Here is an 18846-nt window from a genome sequence, read left to right as displayed (position 1 = left end):
GGTGTTGCCACAGGACGTGGGGCCTTTAACCTGAGTTCCTTTATTTCAGTGGGAGTGGAAAGTGTCACTTTATAAGTATAAATTGCTCCTAAATGGCAACATTTTGGAAGCCTATTGCGTTGTATAAAATTAATAGACTCCCCTTATCCAGCTTTAACGGGCAGTAAGACCCCCATCTCAAGATTTAGAAAGAAACGAGAAAGATACATGTGGGATGAAGTGCCCGTAAAAGTCCAATTGGTTCGGGCCGACAAGATGTTGGTCCCTGAGGTGTTGCCACAGGACGTGGCGCCTTTAACCTGAGTTCCTTTATTTCAGTGGGGGATGAAGAAAACCCCAACTGATGGAGTTCCACTTTATCTTACGACAGAATGATCTTTTTCAATCGTGGCATCTTCCGTTGTATGCCACGTTTTTTCTAACCATTTAAAGAGTATAATAACCAGTGATGTTGCCCCTTCTGCTATCGGGAAAGCCAGCCAAATATAGTTACTATTCAACACTAATGGTAAAAAATATAATAATGGTAAAAAGAATAGGAAACTACGCATCACAATAATGATCATGGACAATCGTATTTTCTTAATGGATTGATAAAACTCTGCTTGTATCAAATTATAACTTAAAAATAAATAGCCGATAAAAAACAAGTCAATCCCTTCTTTTGTATAATCGATCACAGATGGATCTGTTACAGCAAAAAGGGAAATGAGTTGTTCCTTTAATAACCAACCCATCAAGAAAACGACTAGACCGAAAATGAGGCCTGTTTTGATGCCTAGTTGCAATACTTTTTTCAACCGTTCATTCAATTGAGCACCATAATTAAAACTAACGATTGGTTGAACGGCTGAGCCGATGCCAATGAAAATCATGATAAACACAGCATGTAAATAGTTTACAATGGCATAAGAAGTAACACCAATTTCTCCAACAAAATGGCTAAACGCAATGTTAAAACCAACTACCGCAATTGCTGCCGAACCTTCTGTTATAAAGCTTGGTGAACCTATTTTCAGTATTTCTAAGCATGTTTTTACATCAAAATAAAAATGAATAAATTTTAAATTATTTTTCTGAGTGAAAAAGTGTGATACAAGTACGAACAATCCAGCGACAGTTGAAAGGGCAGTTGCATAAGCCGCTCCCTTAATCCCCATATGCATTTGAAAAATAAAGAGATAATTGAGGATAATATTCAGCACTGAGGTCAAGATCAAGCCCACCATAGCTAACTTGGGACTACCATCATTTCGTACAAAAATACTGAAGATATTTTCTAATACATAGACAAGACCAAAAAGTAAAATGACATGCAAATAATCTTCAACATATGGCAATACTTTGGAACTGGCGCCGAATAAATAAGCAATCTGTTCCTGCTTCCATAGGCAAATAATCACTAACACGCCAACAATGGAAATGGTCATTATCACACTTTGTGTGAAAATAGATCTAGCCCTAGTAATATTGCCTTTACCCATTTCAATCGAGTAGAGTGTTGCACCTCCCATACCAATCCATAAAGAAATGGAAAGTAAAATAGAAAAGATAGGGACAGCTATATTGACGCCAGCAAGTGCTAAGGTCCCGACACCATTACTAACAAAAATTCCATCTACTAAAATATTGACAGACATTAAAACCATGCCTAATAATGATGGAAATAAATACGATAAAAATAATTGATGGATTGGCGTTTCCTGCAATTTTGTAGTTGTTTCAGTCATCATATTCTCCAAATCGGAGCAACACGCCCTTTCATTAAACAGTAAGTCTTCCATTATTCTATAGTATACGGTAACCATATAGTCAACTAGGATATAAAGTGAAACTTTAATCAGTGGAGGTTTTCTTCATCCCCCACTGAATAGAGGAACTCAGGTTAAAAGCGCCACGTCCTGTGGCAACACCTGAGTGACCAACATCTTGTTGGCCCAAACCAATCGGGCTTTTACGGGCAGTTTATCTCCCACCTAACTTCTTTCCTTTCATTGAATTTTGAGGTGGGAGTATTACTGCCCGTTAATGCGGGATAAAAAGTTTCTTTGAGGTGAACAAAATGAATGAAATTTCGCATAAATACTTTACAACTGGGGAATTCGCAAAAATATGCCATGTTAAAAAGCAAACATTATTTCATTATGACGATATCGGGTTGCTCAAGCCTGAGGTCAAATTAGAAAATGGGTATCGCTATTATTCGTATCAACAATATGAAATTTTCATCGTGATCGAATTGTTAAAAGATCTAAATATGCCATTAAAAGAAATTCGAGACTTTTTAACAAATAAAACACCAGAAGAAGCAATTCAACTTCTGCAGCATCAATTAACTCAAATCGATCATAAAATACGTAAATTGAATCATACAAAAACAATTGTCGAAACGAAAATAGCTAATATTCAACAAGCGTTGCATATAGATATTGAGGATATAAGAATTGAAGAAATGGATGAAAGCGTATTGTTTATTAGCCATTCTATTTTAGATGCTTCAGATAAAGAATATTTAAATGCCGTTACCGACTTTATAAATCTTTGCAATAGCTATGAATTATATATAGGCCATCCAATTGGGGCAATGCTTGCAAAAGAAGAATTACTCCAGCACCAATTTGAAAATTATAGTTATTTATACACAATGATGCCTCAACATTTTCTTGAAGCTTCTACGATTATAAAACCTGCTGGAAAATATGTAGTTGGGTATCACAAGGGGGATGATAAGCAAATGGCATCATCCTACTTTAAAATTTTTAAGTTTATGGAACAACATCATTTAAAACTGAAAGGGTACGCATACGAAGAATATATCTTAGATGAAATTTCGGTCAACAGAGAAGAAAACTACGTGACCAAAATGATGATACAAGTGGAGGATGAAAATGGATAACTAGCTTGTTTTTATTCTCCTTAAAACAATATATTTCTATTCAATTCAAATATTTTCTGCTATTTTTAGAATTCCATCTGTATCAACTTTTTTATAGGTTTATTTGAATTAGGGTGGGATAAAAGCAATTTTAATATAGAACGGCGGAGATTGATTATAATGAATTGGATCTTTTCTAGCGAAGAATTTACCATGTCAATCATCTAATAGCTCTCTAAAAAATAAAAAGGTTCCCAAATATGAATTTGGGAACCTTTTTTATGTTAAAATAATAGACATGAAGATCAAAAATAGATAATTCAACTGCAAAAGTGGCAATTTGAAATGAAAGCCCCTATTGATGATGCCAATTTTAATAGATAAAATGATACGTTTGAAAAAGTCGATCATATATGAGAGAGGGATACATACATATGAGTCAGCAAAAGCCAAAAATTCTTCGCGATTTTCTTATTTATCTCACCGCCATCAAGGGAAAATCAAAACGAACACGCGATGAATATGAGTATGATTTAACATTATTTTTGAAATTTTTACTAGCAGTTGAGCAGCAATTGGAACTTGAAAAAATAGAAGAAATAGATATCAGTCAATTGGATGTTGCCTTTTTCAAAACGATCGCTTTGGAGGATATGTATCTATTTCTGGAGTATTGCGAAGAAAATCGACATAACTCTGCTTCTACAAGAGCTCGCAAGGTGGCAACATTAAAATCATTTTTTAAATATTTGAAATCAAAACGCCACTTAATAGAAGAAAACCCTGCGGAAGATCTTGAAACACCAAAAATCAGTAAACGTCAACCCATCTATTTGAGTTTTGAGGAAGCAAAAGTGTTTTTGAAAGGAATTCAATCCAAAACACATCATTACAGGGATTATTGCATGATGATGTTCTTTTTGAATTTAGGAATCCGCGTCAGTGAACTTTGTCATTTAAATTTGGATTCGATTCAAGAAAATTTTTTAACTGTAACGGGAAAAGGGGATAAAGAGCGTACCGTGTACCTTAATAACGCGTGCACATCCGCTTTAGCAAACTATTTGACACATGAAAGAAGCCATATAAAAGAAGCAGATCAAAATCCAGCGTTGTTTTTATCACAAAAAGGGACTAGACTAACTCGACAACGCGTTGCTAAAATCGTGAAGCAGATTAACTGCACATCTGGTCTGAATAAGAAAAAACTGACACCTCATAAACTGAGACATACTTCCGCAACAATGATGTACAAAAGTGGGGCTGATATTAGAAGTCTTCAACAAATACTTGGTCATTCCAATGTATCCACAACACAAATCTATACGCATGTTGAGGACAAAGAAATTCAACAAGTAATCGAAAATAATCCTTTTAATGTTTAAGTTTAAAATATTATTATTATGTAAACTAATAACGACTTTCATTAAAAAGCAAATTTGATGGTAATGATTTTAAATATCTCGCATGAAACAAAGCGGGAACTTTTGTTTCTAAAAGATTCCAGACTACTTTAGCGATTCAAGCTGTTTTAAAAATTTGCATATCAAGAATAAAGCAGCATGTTCTCATAGATAATGAAAATGAAACAAAATAAGCGCACAGTTGTCATTCAAACAGGCAACTGTGCGCTTTGTGTAAATATATTTTATGAATAATCTCATGTTTAAATCAATGTCATTGAATCATTGATAATTAACGGAGTAATCTTCAGCTTTAATCATTTTTAATTTGCGTTCAAATAAGCGAAGTAATGCTGTGTTTAAAATAATTGGTAAGACAAAGAACATGACTAACATAATCATTGTATTATGCAAATTCCAACCACCATCAGCTAGATTGATATAGTTTAATGGTCCAATTAAACCTGCAAGACCAAACCCTGCACTGTAGGGGGTACCTGTAATATTTAGCATACCGCCTAGAGCACCTAAAATCGCAGCTGTAATAATCATTGGAAACGCAATTCTTGGTTTCATAAAGAAGTTACGCATTTGGATTTTAGGCGATCCCATAACATGAGCTAAAGCAGTACCAAAATTGTTAGCTCTATAACTTGCGATACACATACCAACACCTGAGGCAACAACCCCTAAGTTTGCAGTACCTGCACCAATGCCGGATAACATGATAACGGTTGCAACACCAATCGTGGATAGAGGTGAAAGAATCAAAATACTAAAGATAACTGCGATAATAGCTCCCATTAATATTGGTTGCAAGTTTGTCACATTATCAATGGCAACTCCTACATAACCAGCACCAGTTCGAACATAAGGAAGTGTAAATAAGCCGATTCCACCAGGGATAAATAGAGATAAAGCAGGCATCAATAAAATGGTATAATCCTTAAAACGATCGCCGATAAATTGTACAAATAAAACAGCTATTGCTGCTGTTATACCAGTATTAATAACAACACCGATTCCTTGCATAGTGATGGCACCGCCGTCACCCATTTTCCAAACGCCACTACCAACCATTGCTGCTAAACCAACACTTGCCGTTTGGATAGGCGTTAATTTAAATGTTAAACCAATCATTACCCCTGTGATAACAGGGAGAAGGCTCATGGCCAAAACGGAAATATCTAAGATATATTGGAAAAACGGAACATACGGAATAATCAGTTTTAAGATTTCTCCAACTAATGCATTTGGAATGAGAGCTACGATAATTCCCATACTCATGCCAATTAGTAGTTTGTTGAAAAAGTCTTTCATAAATATCAATCTCCAATCAATTGAGTAAAATAAAGTAATGTTCTAAATTATATAACATATAATGTTACAGTCAATAGGGAATATTCTAAAAATTGTAGGCAAATCACTTAAACGAGATAATGTGCGCTTTATCGACAAAAATATACAAAAAATGATGATATATTTTTTCTGACAATTCAAATCATTTTATACTTTTTGCACATGATAAGAGACAAATAACTTGATAATGTAAGCTAATTTTGTGATATTTCTAATAGATGGTTGTATGAAGAAATACATTCTATTCAATATTTTCTGCCTTGAGAAGGAATGATATTTTTGTACACATAACATGACAACAAGGCGGAAGATAACACAGTAAATTTACGCAGATAGATCCATAAAATCAGAAAACCATTCACATAGCAAACTTTCATAAATGATTCTCTTAACCTCTTTAGATATTTCTACATCGTATAAATGCATATAATTTTATTATGTAAACTAAATTCATCTTTCAAACGTAAGGTACGATTAATCACATTAGTACTTCATAAAGTCGACTCTAAATATTAGCTGATCTTTATTATTTTCCCTTCTGATCCTTTTCTTTTCCTTCTTATATAAGTAAAATAGGAAGGGTATTTTATTTGAATTGAGGGAGAGAAATTATGAACGATAAGCGTTATAAAATTGCTCATCGCGAAGCGCTTATTGGTATTGCATTAGTTATCATCAATTTTGCAATATGGTTTGGCTTTGCATATGGGCTCGGTTCGGGTGATCCGAAAAAATATTCATATGTATTTGGCTTTCCAGCTTGGTTTTTCTATAGCTGTATCGCTGGAACGATCTTTATGATTATATTGCTCATCATTGTCATCAAATTCTTCTTTAAAGACGTATCATTTGATACGGAAGAGGATGGTGATGAACGATGATACATTGGCAAGTAATCATCCCGCTAATTCTTTTTTTGGTGATTATCTTTTTAATTGGTATGTGGGCAAATAAACATGTCATGCAATCAGATTCATTTTTACAGGAATACTTCCTTGGCGGAAGACAAATGGGAGGATTCCTGCTGGCCATGACCATGATGGCTACATATGGCAGTGCATCTAGTTTTATCGGAGGTCCAGGAGTAGCTTATAATACTGGACTTGGTTGGGTTTTACTATCGATGGCTCAACTTCCAGCAGGATATTACGTATTAATGGTATTAGGAAAGAAATTTGCTATTATTGCTAGAAAGTATAAAGCTATTACATTAATCGATTTTCTACGTGAGCGTTATCAGAGCAACTTTGTTGTTATTGTTTCCGCATTAAGTATAATCATCTTCTTATTTTCTTCCATGGCTGCGCAATGGATCGGCGGTGCACGGTTAATCGAATCTTTGACCGGATTGCATTATACAACTGCACTTTTTATATTTGCTATAGTAGTCCTTGTGTATGTAATTGTCGGAGGATTTCGTGCTGTTGCACTAACCGATGCTGTACAAGGCTCTGTCATGTTTTTAGGAAGTGTTATTTTACTGATTGGGACCATTATTGCCGGCGGCGGAGTTTCCAATATTATGGCTGATCTTGTTGCAGAAAATCCTAAACTGGTATCGCCATTTGGAGCAGATGGTAGTTTAACACCTCTTTATGTATCAACGTTTTGGATTTTGATCGGTATTGGTGTGATTGGTCTACCGCAAATCGCAGTACGTGCCATGTCCTATAAGAATTCGGCAAGCATGCACTCGGCTATCATTATCGGAACGATTGCACTGGGCACCGTGATGTTTGGCATGCACTTAACAGGGGTATTCGCACGCCCCGTATTACCAGGTGTGGATATTGGCGATAAAGTCATGCCACTTTTAACGTTAAAAGTGCTGCCACCGTTTTTGGCAGGTGTTGTATTAGCGGCACCAATGGCGGCTATTATGTCTACCGTAAATGCGCTCTTAATACTTGTAAGCTCTACAATTGTTAAAGATATTTATCTAAACTTTATAAAGCCACAAGCTAATGATGACGAAATCAAGAAGCTAAGCTTTTTTGTCACTACTTTAATAGGTGTAGCTGTTATTATTGTTGCATTAAAACCGCCAGATCTATTAGTTTGGCTCAATCTTTTCTCATTTGGTGGTCTGGAATCCGTATTTGTTTGGCCTGTAGTATTAGGTCTATATTGGAAAAAAGGAAACAAATATGGAGCCGTTTCATCGATGCTTGTTGGCTTAATCAGTTATATTTTGATTTATGAAAAATGGAAAACAACTTTTTTAGGCATGCATACTGTCACAACTTCCATCATATTATCTCTTATTGCGTATGTAACCATTAGTTTAATGACTCATCATCGATTTAAGGATTTCAAACATATTATTTAATATGTAGATTAGAGGATATGGTTGATTAGACAGTATCCGAAAAAAAGGGGACCACTTTTACAATATTGGGCGTGTATGAACATAACTATGAAAAACGTCTTCATTCTGCCCAATTGGATGTAGTTCAACAGGATGTTCAAATAAAACAAATCTTAAAACTCAAACTTCTTGATAAAAATTGAAGTTTGGGTTTTACTCATATTTCAAAAATTTGATTTACACACATAGTAACAGCGCACCATTATGTACGAAATCTTTTGATTTATGAATTGAAAATGTTTTAGGGCAGCGGTCATAAATTAAAACTTTATACAGTTGTTTTCTTCATGCTTTTTCATATACAAAGGATAGGGCGGTCGCTTATGAAAATATACGTTTGTCTTGATGAAGGATCTTACTGCCTGTTGAATGCAGGATAAATATATATTATTAATTTTTCAGATAATTCTGTTGACAACCGCCTATTTCTGTTATATATTATTAACAGCAATAAAATTTGTTATATAACAGGAGGAGATATATATGGATATATATCGAGAAGGATATGAACGATATTGTAGTGCTTGTGAGGAGTATGGATTAGAATCGAAAGACTTTTACTTTTTTATCAATCATTTAACAGAAGAACAACTCAATGCTTACAAGGAGCATTCAAAAAGGAGCGAAGAACAAAATGTCTGATGTCGCCGCGGGTAACTTATAAAACCTCTACTAATCAAAATGTTGGTTGGTAGAGGTTTTATAACGTTTACAAAAAAATGGCGTTCAAGTAAAAAAAGCATTTACATGTTTTAGTGAATATGAAATACTATAAACAATAACAATTACATAGTCTTAGATAAAAGTGCCTAATGCGTATTAGGATAATAGGGAAATCAGTGAAAGTCTGATGCAGCCCCGCTACTGTAAATATGTTGAAAATCGTGTATGCCACTGGCTTTTAGCTGGGAAGGTGCGAATATTCATGTACATATAAGCCAGGAAACCTGCTTTTATCTGCGTTTCTGATCTTCGAGGGGGAGGTGTGGAACAATGAAATGACAAATAATGATTATTGACATTTCACGTCCAAGCACTCTTTACATTTTGATGTAAAGTTTTTTTATGGAGAAATTTAATTGCCTCTATCCTAACAAGACAGATCAATCTGTAATTATGCAAAAGAATGGAGGCTCTTATATGTATTCAAACAAATCTTTTAAAAAGTGGATCGCACCGATTTCACTAGCTAGTTTACTGGTAGCATCTCAATTACCTGCTACCATCACTGCTCATGCAGAGGAAAATACAACTGTCACAACGACTGTTGGCAAGGATGTTAGCTATCAAAATGCCCTTTCTTCTTCAAGCGCTTTTCTTTTAAGCATCACACCAAATCCAACATTCGCCGATTGTGATATTGTCACAGATTTGGCACGAGCTAATCTACCAATTGTCCCAAAAGATTATTATGAACAATACTATCAATCTCTTGTAAATGAATTAGATACGAAGCAAGGAGCTATTTCAGATTCACCATCAGCATATGCAAAACAAATTTTAGCGGTTACAGCCATCGGAAAAGATGCGGAAAATGTTGGCGGTTATAACCTTATTCAACTGATGGCAGATGCCTATTTAACAGCGCAAGAAAAAGATCTGCTCTACGATATGGATAACTATTATATGCTGTATGCATTGGATGCAAAATCATATCATTTACCAGCGGGCGAGAGGTATCAAGCATTAAGCCGTGAACAATTAGTTTCCAAGCTATTAGCTTCTCAATTTACAGATGAAGATGAAAATAATGGCGCATTTGGTTGGGATAAAGCATGGGGAGCAGATAAGGACGCTACATCTATGGCTGTGACGGCTTTAGCAAACTATTCTAATCAAGAATCCGTTCAACAGGCGATTGAAAAAGCCTATTCATATTTAGGCAATCAAATCAATGAACGTGCTGGATTTGTCGGTTACTACGGTGATGATAGCCCAGAAACAGTATCTCAGCTAATTATTAGTTTAACTGCCAATAAAGTGGATCCGAAAACAGACGTTCGATTTGTGAAAGAAAATGGAGCTTGGACGATTTCCAACTTGCTTACAACATATGATAGTATTACAGGTGGCTTCAAAAATGCGCCAAAGGCAAAGGAACCTAACGTTATCTCATCAGACCAAGCGAATCGCGCTCTACAAGCTTATGACCGTTTTGTAAACGGGAAAAATAGCTTTTATAATATGACAACAGATGCTAATGCTGACGAACTACAATATGATGTGAAGGCACCTGAAAAACCAACTGCTGCTACAGTTGCTGACAATGCAACGACTATCACAGGTAAAACAGAACCATATGCCACAATTACAGTAAAGAATGGTAGCAAAATCATTGGGACAGCTCAATCGAATTTCACAGGAAAATATTCTGTTAAAATCAAACAGCAAAAAGCAGGGACTCCCCTTCAAATCGTTGCGACAGACTTAGGAAAGAACAACAGTGGATCAATCACTGCCAAAGTAGTTGATAAAACGGCTCCAAAAATATCAAAAATCGGTCAAGTAAGTGATCGCACGACAAAAATTACAGGGACAGCTGAAGCGAAAGCAAAAGTCTATGTGATCAAAAATAATAAGGTAATCAAAACTGGGACTGCTTCTACAAAAGGCGCATTCTCATTGGCTATCCCAAAACAAAAGGCAGGAACAGTCCTAACAGTTTATGTCCAAGATTCAGCCAAAAATAAAAGTAAAATCGTCAAGATTAAAGTTGTAGACAAAACAGCGCCAAAAGCACCGAAAGTCCATAAAGTGACGAAAAAATCGACCAGAATTACAGGTACGGCAGAAGCAAAATCTAAAGTATATGTCGTGAAAAATAAAAAAATCATTAAATATGGCACAGTATCTTCAAAAGGTAAATTCTCATTGTCTATTAAAAAACAAAAAGTAGGTACCAAATTAACCATCTATGTCAAAGATGCTGCCAAAAATAAAAGTGCTAACAAGACGATTATTGTTAAATCGAAATAAAACAATTGAAAGTAAATAGAATCATAGGGTGTTAGAATTTACTTCTAACACCCTATTCCCATCTAGTTTAGGAGGTGTATTTTTTTGAAAAAGATACAATTTATTGTACTGTCTTTTATCATCGCAGTACTATGTCTTTCAGGTTGTAAGGTTCAAACTGTTGAACAACATGATCAAGAACAACAAGGAACAACCCTTGACCAAGGAAAAGTGAAGGTTGTAGAAGGCTCAGAAAAAAACAAAAATCCACAGGAGAAAACACAAAAGCAGCAACAAAAATCAGCTAGCTCAACTGAACAGAAAAAAGAAACAACAAGTGATTTTAAGAAGGAAACGACAAATTCAAAACAGCAAGATACAGCATTACAAACAGAAAAATCAACAGTTGAAAACAATGGTTCAAATCAAGAAAAAACGATATCATCTCCTAAAAAAGAATCTGCAGGCAAAGAGCAACAAACAAAACCAACAAAGGATAAGGTAGTTAAACAAGAAAAACAAGATAAAAATACTGTAACGAAAAAGAAATCAACGACAACACATAAAGAAAAAAATCCAGCAAAGCAAGCAACTGTTACTGAAAAGAAAAAATATGTCACCATATCCATTCGTGTTGACACACTTTTGAAAAAAGAAAATTATGAAAGATTAGAGCCAGCCTTACAAAGTGCAAAATATGTACCGAAAAATGGTGTGATACTTTCTACATCCACCTATGAAATTCAACATGAGGACGATTCAGCTTGGGACATTACTTTACGTGCCTTACAACAGCATCACATTCATTTTGAATATGAAGGTGCTGCTAAAAAATATGGAAGTATCTATGTAGAAGGCATCAATCATTTATACGAAAAAGACGCTGGAAAATTGTCTGGCTGGATGTATAGCGTCAATGGAAAAAATCCAGGTATTGGCTGTGGAAGTTATGAGGTTAAAGATGGCGACCATATCGTTTGGCAATATACGGTTGATAATGGCAGAGATATAGGTTTGTAATGGGTGAAGGAGGAAAAATTATTGAAAGCTTTTGCTAACTATCATCCAATTGTGATTTTTTTATATTTTGTTTTTGTGATAGGATTAACGATGTTTTATATGCATCCAATTTATTTAATCATTTCACTCGCAATGTCCATTCTTTTAAGTTTGCAAATCAATCAAAAATCATTTCTCCGCTCTTTAAAATGGATGGTTCCTTTGTTTGTCATTGCAGCCTTGATCAATCCTTTAATTAGTCATGATGGTGAAAAAATCATTCTATATATCGATGATAATCCTATTACGATTGAGGCCATTGTCTATGGATTTGCCATGTCAGTTATGATTTGTACCGTTATCTTTTGGTTTGGCTGTTATAATAAGCTAATGACTTCGGATAAATTTCTTTATTTATTTGGTAAAATTTCGCCAGCCTTTGCCTTAATCATTTCGTTAACGCTTCGGCTAGTCCCTCGATTCCAACAACAAATTGGCGCCATCACTCAAGCGCAAAGGGCAGTCGGTATGGATGTGACTTCTGGGAATTTATTGCATCGTATCAAATGTGGCATTCACATTCTATCTATTCTAATTACTTGGGCACTAGAAAACGCCATTGAAACAGCTGACTCCATGAAGGCTAGAGGATATGGTTTACCGAAACGCTCTACATTTTCATTATTTTCTTTTGAAAAAAGAGATGCCCTAACACTGACAATAATGTTCATACTGATAACAATCAATGTTATTGGAAGCTTTTTAGGATATACGGATTATTATTTTTACCCAACATTTAGTGATTTAGCGTTGCAGCCCATATCTTTACTATTATATACAACTTATACTTTACTATTGGCATTACCAATTATTATTGAGCTTTGGGAGGCATTCAAATGGCGTTCATTGATATCCAACAACTAACTTTTAGCTATCCACAGATGGAACAGCCCGTTTTACACCATATCGATCTATCAATAGAAGAAGGGGAATTTGTTGTGTTATGTGGAGTATCTGGTTGTGGGAAGAGTACTCTGGTAAAACATTTAAAGCGAGAAATTACTCCACATGGTGATGCTACTGGTAGTGTTCTTTATAATGGAACACTTCTAAACGAACTTTCAGATAAAATTGCTGCTTCAGAAATAGGTTTTGTTATGCAAAGTCCTGAAAATCAAATTGTGACTGATAAAGTTTGGCATGAGCTCGCTTTTGGTTTAGAAAACTTAGGATTTGACACAATGACCATTCGTCGGAGAGTGGCTGAAATGGCCAATTTTTTTGGCATCCAAACATGGTTTCGAAAAAACACGATGGAATTATCGGGCGGTCAAAAACAAATCTTGAATCTTGCTGCGATAATGGCGATGCAACCCAAATTGCTTATTTTAGATGAACCGACCTCTCAATTGGATCCGATTGCTGCAAGTGAATTTATCGCAACTTTACATAAGCTAAACAAGGAACTTGGCTTGACGATTCTTTTAGTAGAACATCGTTTAGAAGAAGTGTATCCCATAGCGGACAGAGTAGTTATCATGGATAAAGGAGCTATTATTTGCAATGGTACGCCTAAAGAAGTGGCAAAGGCTTTACAACACGTAGATCAGCATCATCCCATGTTAGGGGGCTTACCAACTCCACTTCGAATTCACCATGCATTAAAAAGCCAAACAAATGCACCATTAACCATTCGAGATGGTCGGCAATGGTTAACCAACAACTTTAAGGCACAGGAATGGCAATCGAAAAAAATATATGATAGATCTTTTGAAAAGAAAACGGTTTTAAGTGTTAAAAACGCTTGGTTCCGTTATGAAAAAGATGGTTTAGATGTTTTAAGAGGTTTTTCAATCGACGTGAATCAGGGAGAAGTCATTAGTATTCTTGGTGGCAATGGTACAGGAAAAACAACGGCTTTAGGTGTAATGTCTGGTATTCTGAAGGCCTATCGAGGGAAGATAATGATTGATGGAAAACCGCTAAGAAAAATTTCAAATCATGAGTTATATCATCAATGTTTGGCAGTGCTTCCTCAAAATCCTCAAACGCTTTTTGTCACAAAATCTGTCATATCGGAATTACAATCAACTGTCGAAACACAAAATCTAACAAAAGAAGAAGAAAATCTTCAGATTCAAACAATCGTTCGTAAACTTAACTTAGAATCACTGCTTGAAAGACATCCATATGATTTAAGCGGGGGAGAACAGCAAAAGGTAGCCCTAGCAAAGGTTTTATTATTAAAACCTCGAATTCTTCTACTTGATGAACCGACAAAGGGAATGGATGCAGCTTCTAAAACCGTTTTAGCAACTCTTTTAGAGCAACTAAAAGAAGAAGGAGTAGCGATTGTTATGGTCACGCATGATATTGAATTTTCTGCATCCCATTCAGATCGTTGTGCACTTTTTTTCGACGGATTAATTGTTTCTACTGATGAGACACGAACTTTTTACAGTGGCAATCATTTTTACACAACTGCTGCTCATCGAATGTCTCGCCATTTATTTTCAAATGCTATTACATGTGAGGATGTGATTGAACAATGCAACCAACAACAAAATCGAATGATCCATTCTTGAAGAAAAAATTTATCATTACATCCATAATCGTGCTCATCTTGACGCCACTTTGTTTATTATTAGGTGTCACTTTGTGGCAAGATCGTCGTTATAATATTCTTTCACTTATTATGGTCATCCTTGCTTGCATCCCTTTTTTTCTGTCTTTTGAGCATAAAAAGCCAAAGCCAAGAGAAATTTTAATCATTGCTGTAATGTCTGCCATTGCGGTGGCTGGCCGTGCAGCATTTGTATGGGCTCCTGCCTTTAAACCTGTAACTGCAATTGTTGTGATAACGGGATTTTCATTTGGACCTGCGGCAGGATTTTTAACAGGAGCAGCTACAGCGATTACATCGAATATTTTCTTTGGTCAAGGACCATGGACACCATTTCAAATGTTTGCATGGGGAATATTAGGTTATATTGCTGGTGTTTTAGGAAAAACAGACTGGATGAAGTACAAAATATGGCTAATCATTTTTGGCCTACTAAGCGGCATACTCTATTCTTTTATCATGGATATTTGGACCGTTATTTCATATGACGGTAAATTTACGTGGAGCCGTTACTTCGCCGCTGCGGGTACAGCGATTCCTTATACCGCTACATATGCTATCTCTAATATTATCTTCTTACTCCTTCTAGCAAAGCCAATTGGTGAAAAGTTAAAACGGATAAAAATTAAATATGGCCTACTAGAAGAATAGATTCATAGTAAAAAAAGGCTGTTTTTTATGTGAAGGCATAAATAAGCAGCCTTTTCCTATATTTTAAGGCATAATAGAATAGAAAAGCTGTTTAAATAGCTTTAAAAATCAAAAGTTTTTGCTATTATCGTAGGAATGGAGTACGAAATTGTGACCAATCGGAAATTACATAAACTATCCAAAAAAAGATGGCTTTCTATTCTTTGTTTAACAAGCTTTTGCTTGATACTTTATCCAACAAATGTTGATGTAAAACAACCTACAAATGACATGTTGATTTCTTATAAAAATAATGATGGGAAAGAGTTTATCTTCCAACATGTCACAAAAGTAGAAAAAGTATTATCTAGCGTTGGAATGGTAAGAGCAGAGATCAGCCAAAAACAACTTGCCGAACTGAAAGAAAATAAAAATATAGAATTTATCGATAAAAGTACAAAAAAGATGACATTGGAAGCCACCCCATCTACTGGGACAAACTCACTGCCATCTCTCACTTCGTATTGGAATATGAATATGGTGAAGGCGCCGACCTTTTGGGAAAAAGGGTACATGGGGAATGGAGTCAAAGTGGCAGTCATTGATACAGGCGTCAATAATATCCCCGATTTAAAGAATGTTGTCAAACGTGTATCTTTTGTGAAGGATGACCCTAAAACCAAAACAATTGATGAATCCGATCCTTGGGATAGAGGGCATGATGGCGAAGGACACGGAACAAGTGTAGCAGCTGTGATAGGAGCACAAATTGGCGGGAAAACATTCAACACTAAAATTTCAGATATCATTGGTGTTGCACCAAAAGTTCAGCTATATTCCTTAAAATATGCTGATGGAACAAAAGATGGAAGTATAGGCGAAGTCATAGAGGCGATCAATTGGTCTATTCAACATAAAATGGATATTATCAATCTTTCATCAAGCATTTATGAAAACAACAGTTCTCTCAAAAAAGCGATCGATAAGGCTGTCAAAGCAGGAATTATTTTTGTAGCTTCGGCAGGGAATGAAGGTAGCTCTACTCCAACCTATCCTGCGAGATATAGTAATGTGATTGCAGTCAGTTCCATTGGTAAGAATAAAAAATGCAGTGATTTTTCGAACATAGGAACAGCTATCGACTTTGCAGCACCTGGGGATTATATTTCAACGATTAATAGTAAAGGTCAATTTTTCTATGCATCAGGAACCTCTTATGCGGCACCACATGTAGCAGGTTTGATGGCATTATTAAAAGAAAAATATCCATATAGTTCTTCTAGTGAGCTCATTCAAAAGTTAAAGACTAGCGCTTTAGACTTAGGGGCAAAAGGGAAAGATACGAAATATGGATACGGTTTAGCACAATTGCCGAAGCTTTCAACTATAAAACTGAAAGAACTAGCGAATGTAAAGGTATCAAAAATAAAAGATCATCGTGCAACGATTACGTATACGATTCCAAATGACTCTACTTTTAAAAAAGTTGCACTAATCATAAATGGAAAAGTAAGATATACAACCAAAGCATCATATACTTTGAAGAATCTGTATGCGCAAAAATCTTATAACGTATTATTGAAAGTCATTAACAACAATGGCGACAGTTCAGAGGGAGTCACTCAAACGTTTCAAACAAAAGAGGATATCACTCCTCCAAATGAAATCAGTTCACTGAAACTGTCAAATTTAAAGATCGATTCCGCAACATTAGCTTGGACAAATCCAGTAGATGATGATTTTGATGTGACAGAAGTCTATCTAAATGGAAAACTTATTAACACCGCAAATTTAGATTATTTATCGATTAAACATCTTCAACCAAATACCGATTATCAAATTTTGTTGAACACGATAGATAAAACAGGCAATAAGTCGCATGGTATATCCGCAACGATTCATACACCAACAGCAAAAACGATTCCAACACCTGCTGTCTATTCAGTCACAACTAGCAGTCATTCAATATCCGGAAAAGCAAAGCCGAACACTTTCATAGTTGTTAAGAAAGCGTCAAAATCGATTATTGCAAAAGGCAGAACGAATCAAGATGGAAAATTTAAATTAAACATTCCATTTCAAGCTGTCAATACAACATTAACGATTACTGCTGAGGATTCAGTTGGAAATAGAAGTAAAGCTAGACAAATAACGATTCAACAATCGAAAAAAGCGGCACAACCAATCGTTCAGAAAGTTACTACGAATACGAAATACTTACGTGGAGAAGCAGAACTCGATTCAAAAGTTTTTGTTTATCGTGGCAGTACGTTATTAGCTTCTGGCAAAGTAGATTCTAAAGGTCATTTTTTACTATATATTAAAAATCAAACGCACCATACAACTTTAACAATTTATATAAAAGATCGACTTGGCATCAAAAGCAAGCCGTTGAAAGTGGTTGTACAATAACAATATAAGAAACACCTGCGAATTCGTATGGTGTTTTTTATATTTATAGAACGATTGGTATGAAAAATTTTAATAATGATGATCATTATATTTTTTATGATTTTCCACTATTTAGAAAGTAATTTGATATACTATTGTTAAATAGTCTAAAAGGTGGGGAATCTTTATGAAAAAGAAGAACTTTCAACAGACAGTAGGCTTTAGCGTCAAAGATACGATCGCACTGTATTGGCTTTACGCAACACAGGACTCCGAAAAGTACTCTGTAGAAATTCATCAACATTTTCAGGAGGAATTCCCCGGTCGTAAAGTTGGTTACGAATATGTAGCTCGTGTTGCAAAACAACTAGAAGCAGAGGGCGCTCTTCAAGCTAGACAAATTCACAAGAGGATTCTATATACATGCACTGATCTTGGAAGAAATCGTCTTCGCCGCTACAATGAACTCTATTATGAACGGTTTCATGAAATTGTCTTAGTGTTAGATCGTTTCTATTATGAGTTAACAAAAAATGGTGAAAAACCACCTAAACCAGAGCATCCGCTACCTGAAGAATTTAGAAGCTATTTTTCAAAGCTTATTTCTGTCAAAGATGCCGTCAGATACTTAGCTTTAAAGCTTGCTCAAACTCGCTCTAGCTTTTATATGGCCGAGGTGGGTCAACAGCTAGAGGATCTATTCGGCTGGTGTCCTTCAAATGGCTATCTCTATCAAATCGCATGGGAGCTTGAAGATGAAGGATATTTAGTCGGTTCTTGGCCAGATGAAAAACGGACTGTTCGAAATTTACGTGGGACAGATGAAGGAGTATCTTTTTATCGAACCATTGCGGCTTCTTTAGAAGAGCGAATCACAGCCATTCGCCACTATTTGCGTTATATGTTGAAATTCTTTACCCAGATCCACGTCAAACAATAAAATATTGAATATTCGTACAGCATTGATTATAATATGGTACAAAGCTAAAATTTTAAATTGAAAACGTTGAGCAGGAGTAGTAAGTGAGAACAGATTGGCGCAGAGAGTCGACATGTGGTGAAAGTCGATCCAATTTTCTTATTGAATGGACCTGTGAGTGATTACTTGAACCGTTTAGTAGGGTAGTCCGGCACATACCGTTATATGTGAGTGGTAGCGAGTCGTTACAAATAAGGTGGTACCGCGGATTTCCCGTCCTTCATAGAATTTTTTCTATGGAGGATTTTTTATTTGAATAACAAC

General features: G+C 35.6%; 14 protein-coding genes, 1 riboswitch and 1 other annotated feature. Of the genes, 12 read left to right on the top strand and 2 right to left on the bottom strand.

Annotation, left to right across the window (positions count from 1 at the left end; translation table 11 throughout):
• Positions 1 to 356: 356 nt before the first annotated feature.
• Positions 357 to 1730 carry an MATE family efflux transporter gene (locus tag FEZ13_RS04355; protein WP_255473044.1) on the bottom strand — a complete coding sequence of 458 codons (1374 nt, stop codon included), beginning with the start codon at positions 1728 to 1730 and terminating at the stop codon, positions 357 to 359.
• Positions 1731 to 2062: 332 nt separating this feature from the next.
• Here FEZ13_RS04355 and FEZ13_RS04350 point away from each other — a divergent pair, with 332 nt between their 5' ends.
• A complete protein-coding gene (locus FEZ13_RS04350) occupies positions 2063 to 2896 on the top strand; it encodes a MerR family transcriptional regulator (RefSeq protein WP_146551606.1) in 834 nt (277 codons plus the stop codon).
• 413 nt (positions 2897 to 3309) lie between these two features.
• The gene (locus FEZ13_RS04345; protein ID WP_146551605.1) at positions 3310 to 4260 is read left to right on the top strand and encodes a tyrosine recombinase XerC; all 951 of its coding nucleotides are present in this window, start codon (positions 3310 to 3312) and stop codon (positions 4258 to 4260) included.
• A gap of 300 nt (positions 4261 to 4560) precedes the next feature.
• Here the strand turns inward: FEZ13_RS04345 and FEZ13_RS04340 are convergent, their stop codons facing one another.
• Positions 4561 to 5598 carry a PTS sugar transporter subunit IIC gene (locus tag FEZ13_RS04340; protein WP_146551604.1) on the bottom strand — a complete coding sequence of 346 codons (1038 nt, stop codon included), beginning with the start codon at positions 5596 to 5598 and terminating at the stop codon, positions 4561 to 4563.
• Between the two features lie 650 nt (positions 5599 to 6248).
• Here FEZ13_RS04340 and FEZ13_RS04335 point away from each other — a divergent pair.
• The 10 genes from FEZ13_RS04335 to FEZ13_RS04290 all read left to right on the top strand — a co-directional run bounded on the left by FEZ13_RS04335 (position 6249) and on the right by FEZ13_RS04290 (position 18543).
• Complete coding sequence (locus FEZ13_RS04335) at positions 6249 to 6518, top strand: YhdT family protein (RefSeq protein ID WP_146548694.1); 270 nt, start codon at positions 6249 to 6251, stop codon at positions 6516 to 6518.
• Complete coding sequence (gene panF / locus FEZ13_RS04330) at positions 6518 to 7966, top strand: sodium/pantothenate symporter (RefSeq protein ID WP_186725868.1); 1449 nt, start codon at positions 6518 to 6520, stop codon at positions 7964 to 7966. Before FEZ13_RS04335 ends, panF begins: the two co-directional genes overlap by 1 nt.
• Positions 7967 to 8488: 522 nt before the next feature.
• Positions 8489 to 8647, top strand: coding sequence for a transcriptional regulator (locus FEZ13_RS04325; protein ID WP_146551602.1), 159 nt, complete (start codon positions 8489 to 8491; stop codon positions 8645 to 8647).
• Between the two features lie 144 nt (positions 8648 to 8791).
• Positions 8792 to 8974, top strand: a riboswitch (cobalamin riboswitch).
• 171 nt (positions 8975 to 9145) lie between these two features.
• The gene (locus tag FEZ13_RS04320) at positions 9146 to 10981 is read left to right on the top strand and encodes an Ig-like domain-containing protein (RefSeq protein ID WP_186725765.1); all 1836 of its coding nucleotides are present in this window, start codon (positions 9146 to 9148) and stop codon (positions 10979 to 10981) included.
• Positions 10982 to 11065: 84 nt separating this feature from the next.
• Positions 11066 to 11980: a DUF4430 domain-containing protein gene (locus tag FEZ13_RS04315; protein ID WP_186725764.1), complete on the top strand. Its 915-nt coding sequence runs from the start codon at positions 11066 to 11068 to the stop codon at positions 11978 to 11980.
• 21 nt (positions 11981 to 12001) lie between these two features.
• On the top strand, positions 12002 to 12883 hold the full coding sequence (locus tag FEZ13_RS04310; protein ID WP_255473043.1) for an energy-coupling factor transporter transmembrane component T: 882 nt from the start codon (positions 12002 to 12004) through the stop codon (positions 12881 to 12883).
• Positions 12856 to 14544, top strand: a complete 1689-nt coding sequence (locus FEZ13_RS04305; protein ID WP_146551599.1) for an ABC transporter ATP-binding protein — start codon at positions 12856 to 12858, stop codon at positions 14542 to 14544. The genes FEZ13_RS04310 and FEZ13_RS04305 overlap by 28 nt, the downstream gene beginning before the upstream one ends.
• On the top strand, positions 14508 to 15233 hold the full coding sequence (locus tag FEZ13_RS04300) for an ECF transporter S component (protein WP_255473042.1): 726 nt from the start codon (positions 14508 to 14510) through the stop codon (positions 15231 to 15233). Before FEZ13_RS04305 ends, FEZ13_RS04300 begins: the two co-directional genes overlap by 37 nt.
• A gap of 150 nt (positions 15234 to 15383) precedes the next feature.
• Positions 15384 to 17624, top strand: coding sequence for a S8 family serine peptidase (locus FEZ13_RS04295; protein WP_186725763.1), 2241 nt, complete (start codon positions 15384 to 15386; stop codon positions 17622 to 17624).
• A 166-nt stretch (positions 17625 to 17790) separates the two neighbouring features.
• Complete coding sequence (locus tag FEZ13_RS04290) at positions 17791 to 18543, top strand: helix-turn-helix transcriptional regulator (protein ID WP_146551597.1); 753 nt, start codon at positions 17791 to 17793, stop codon at positions 18541 to 18543.
• Positions 18544 to 18600: 57 nt separating this feature from the next.
• Positions 18601 to 18806: a binding site (T-box leader), on the top strand.
• The last annotated feature ends 40 nt before the right edge of the window (positions 18807 to 18846 follow it).

Origin of the sequence: Rummeliibacillus sp. SL167, assembly GCF_007896505.1 — a bacterium.
Classification (GTDB): domain Bacteria; phylum Bacillota; class Bacilli; order Bacillales_A; family Planococcaceae; genus Rummeliibacillus; species Rummeliibacillus suwonensis.
Note: the sequence above shows the minus strand (reverse complement) of the source record. Positions and strands in the feature narration are given on the sequence as shown.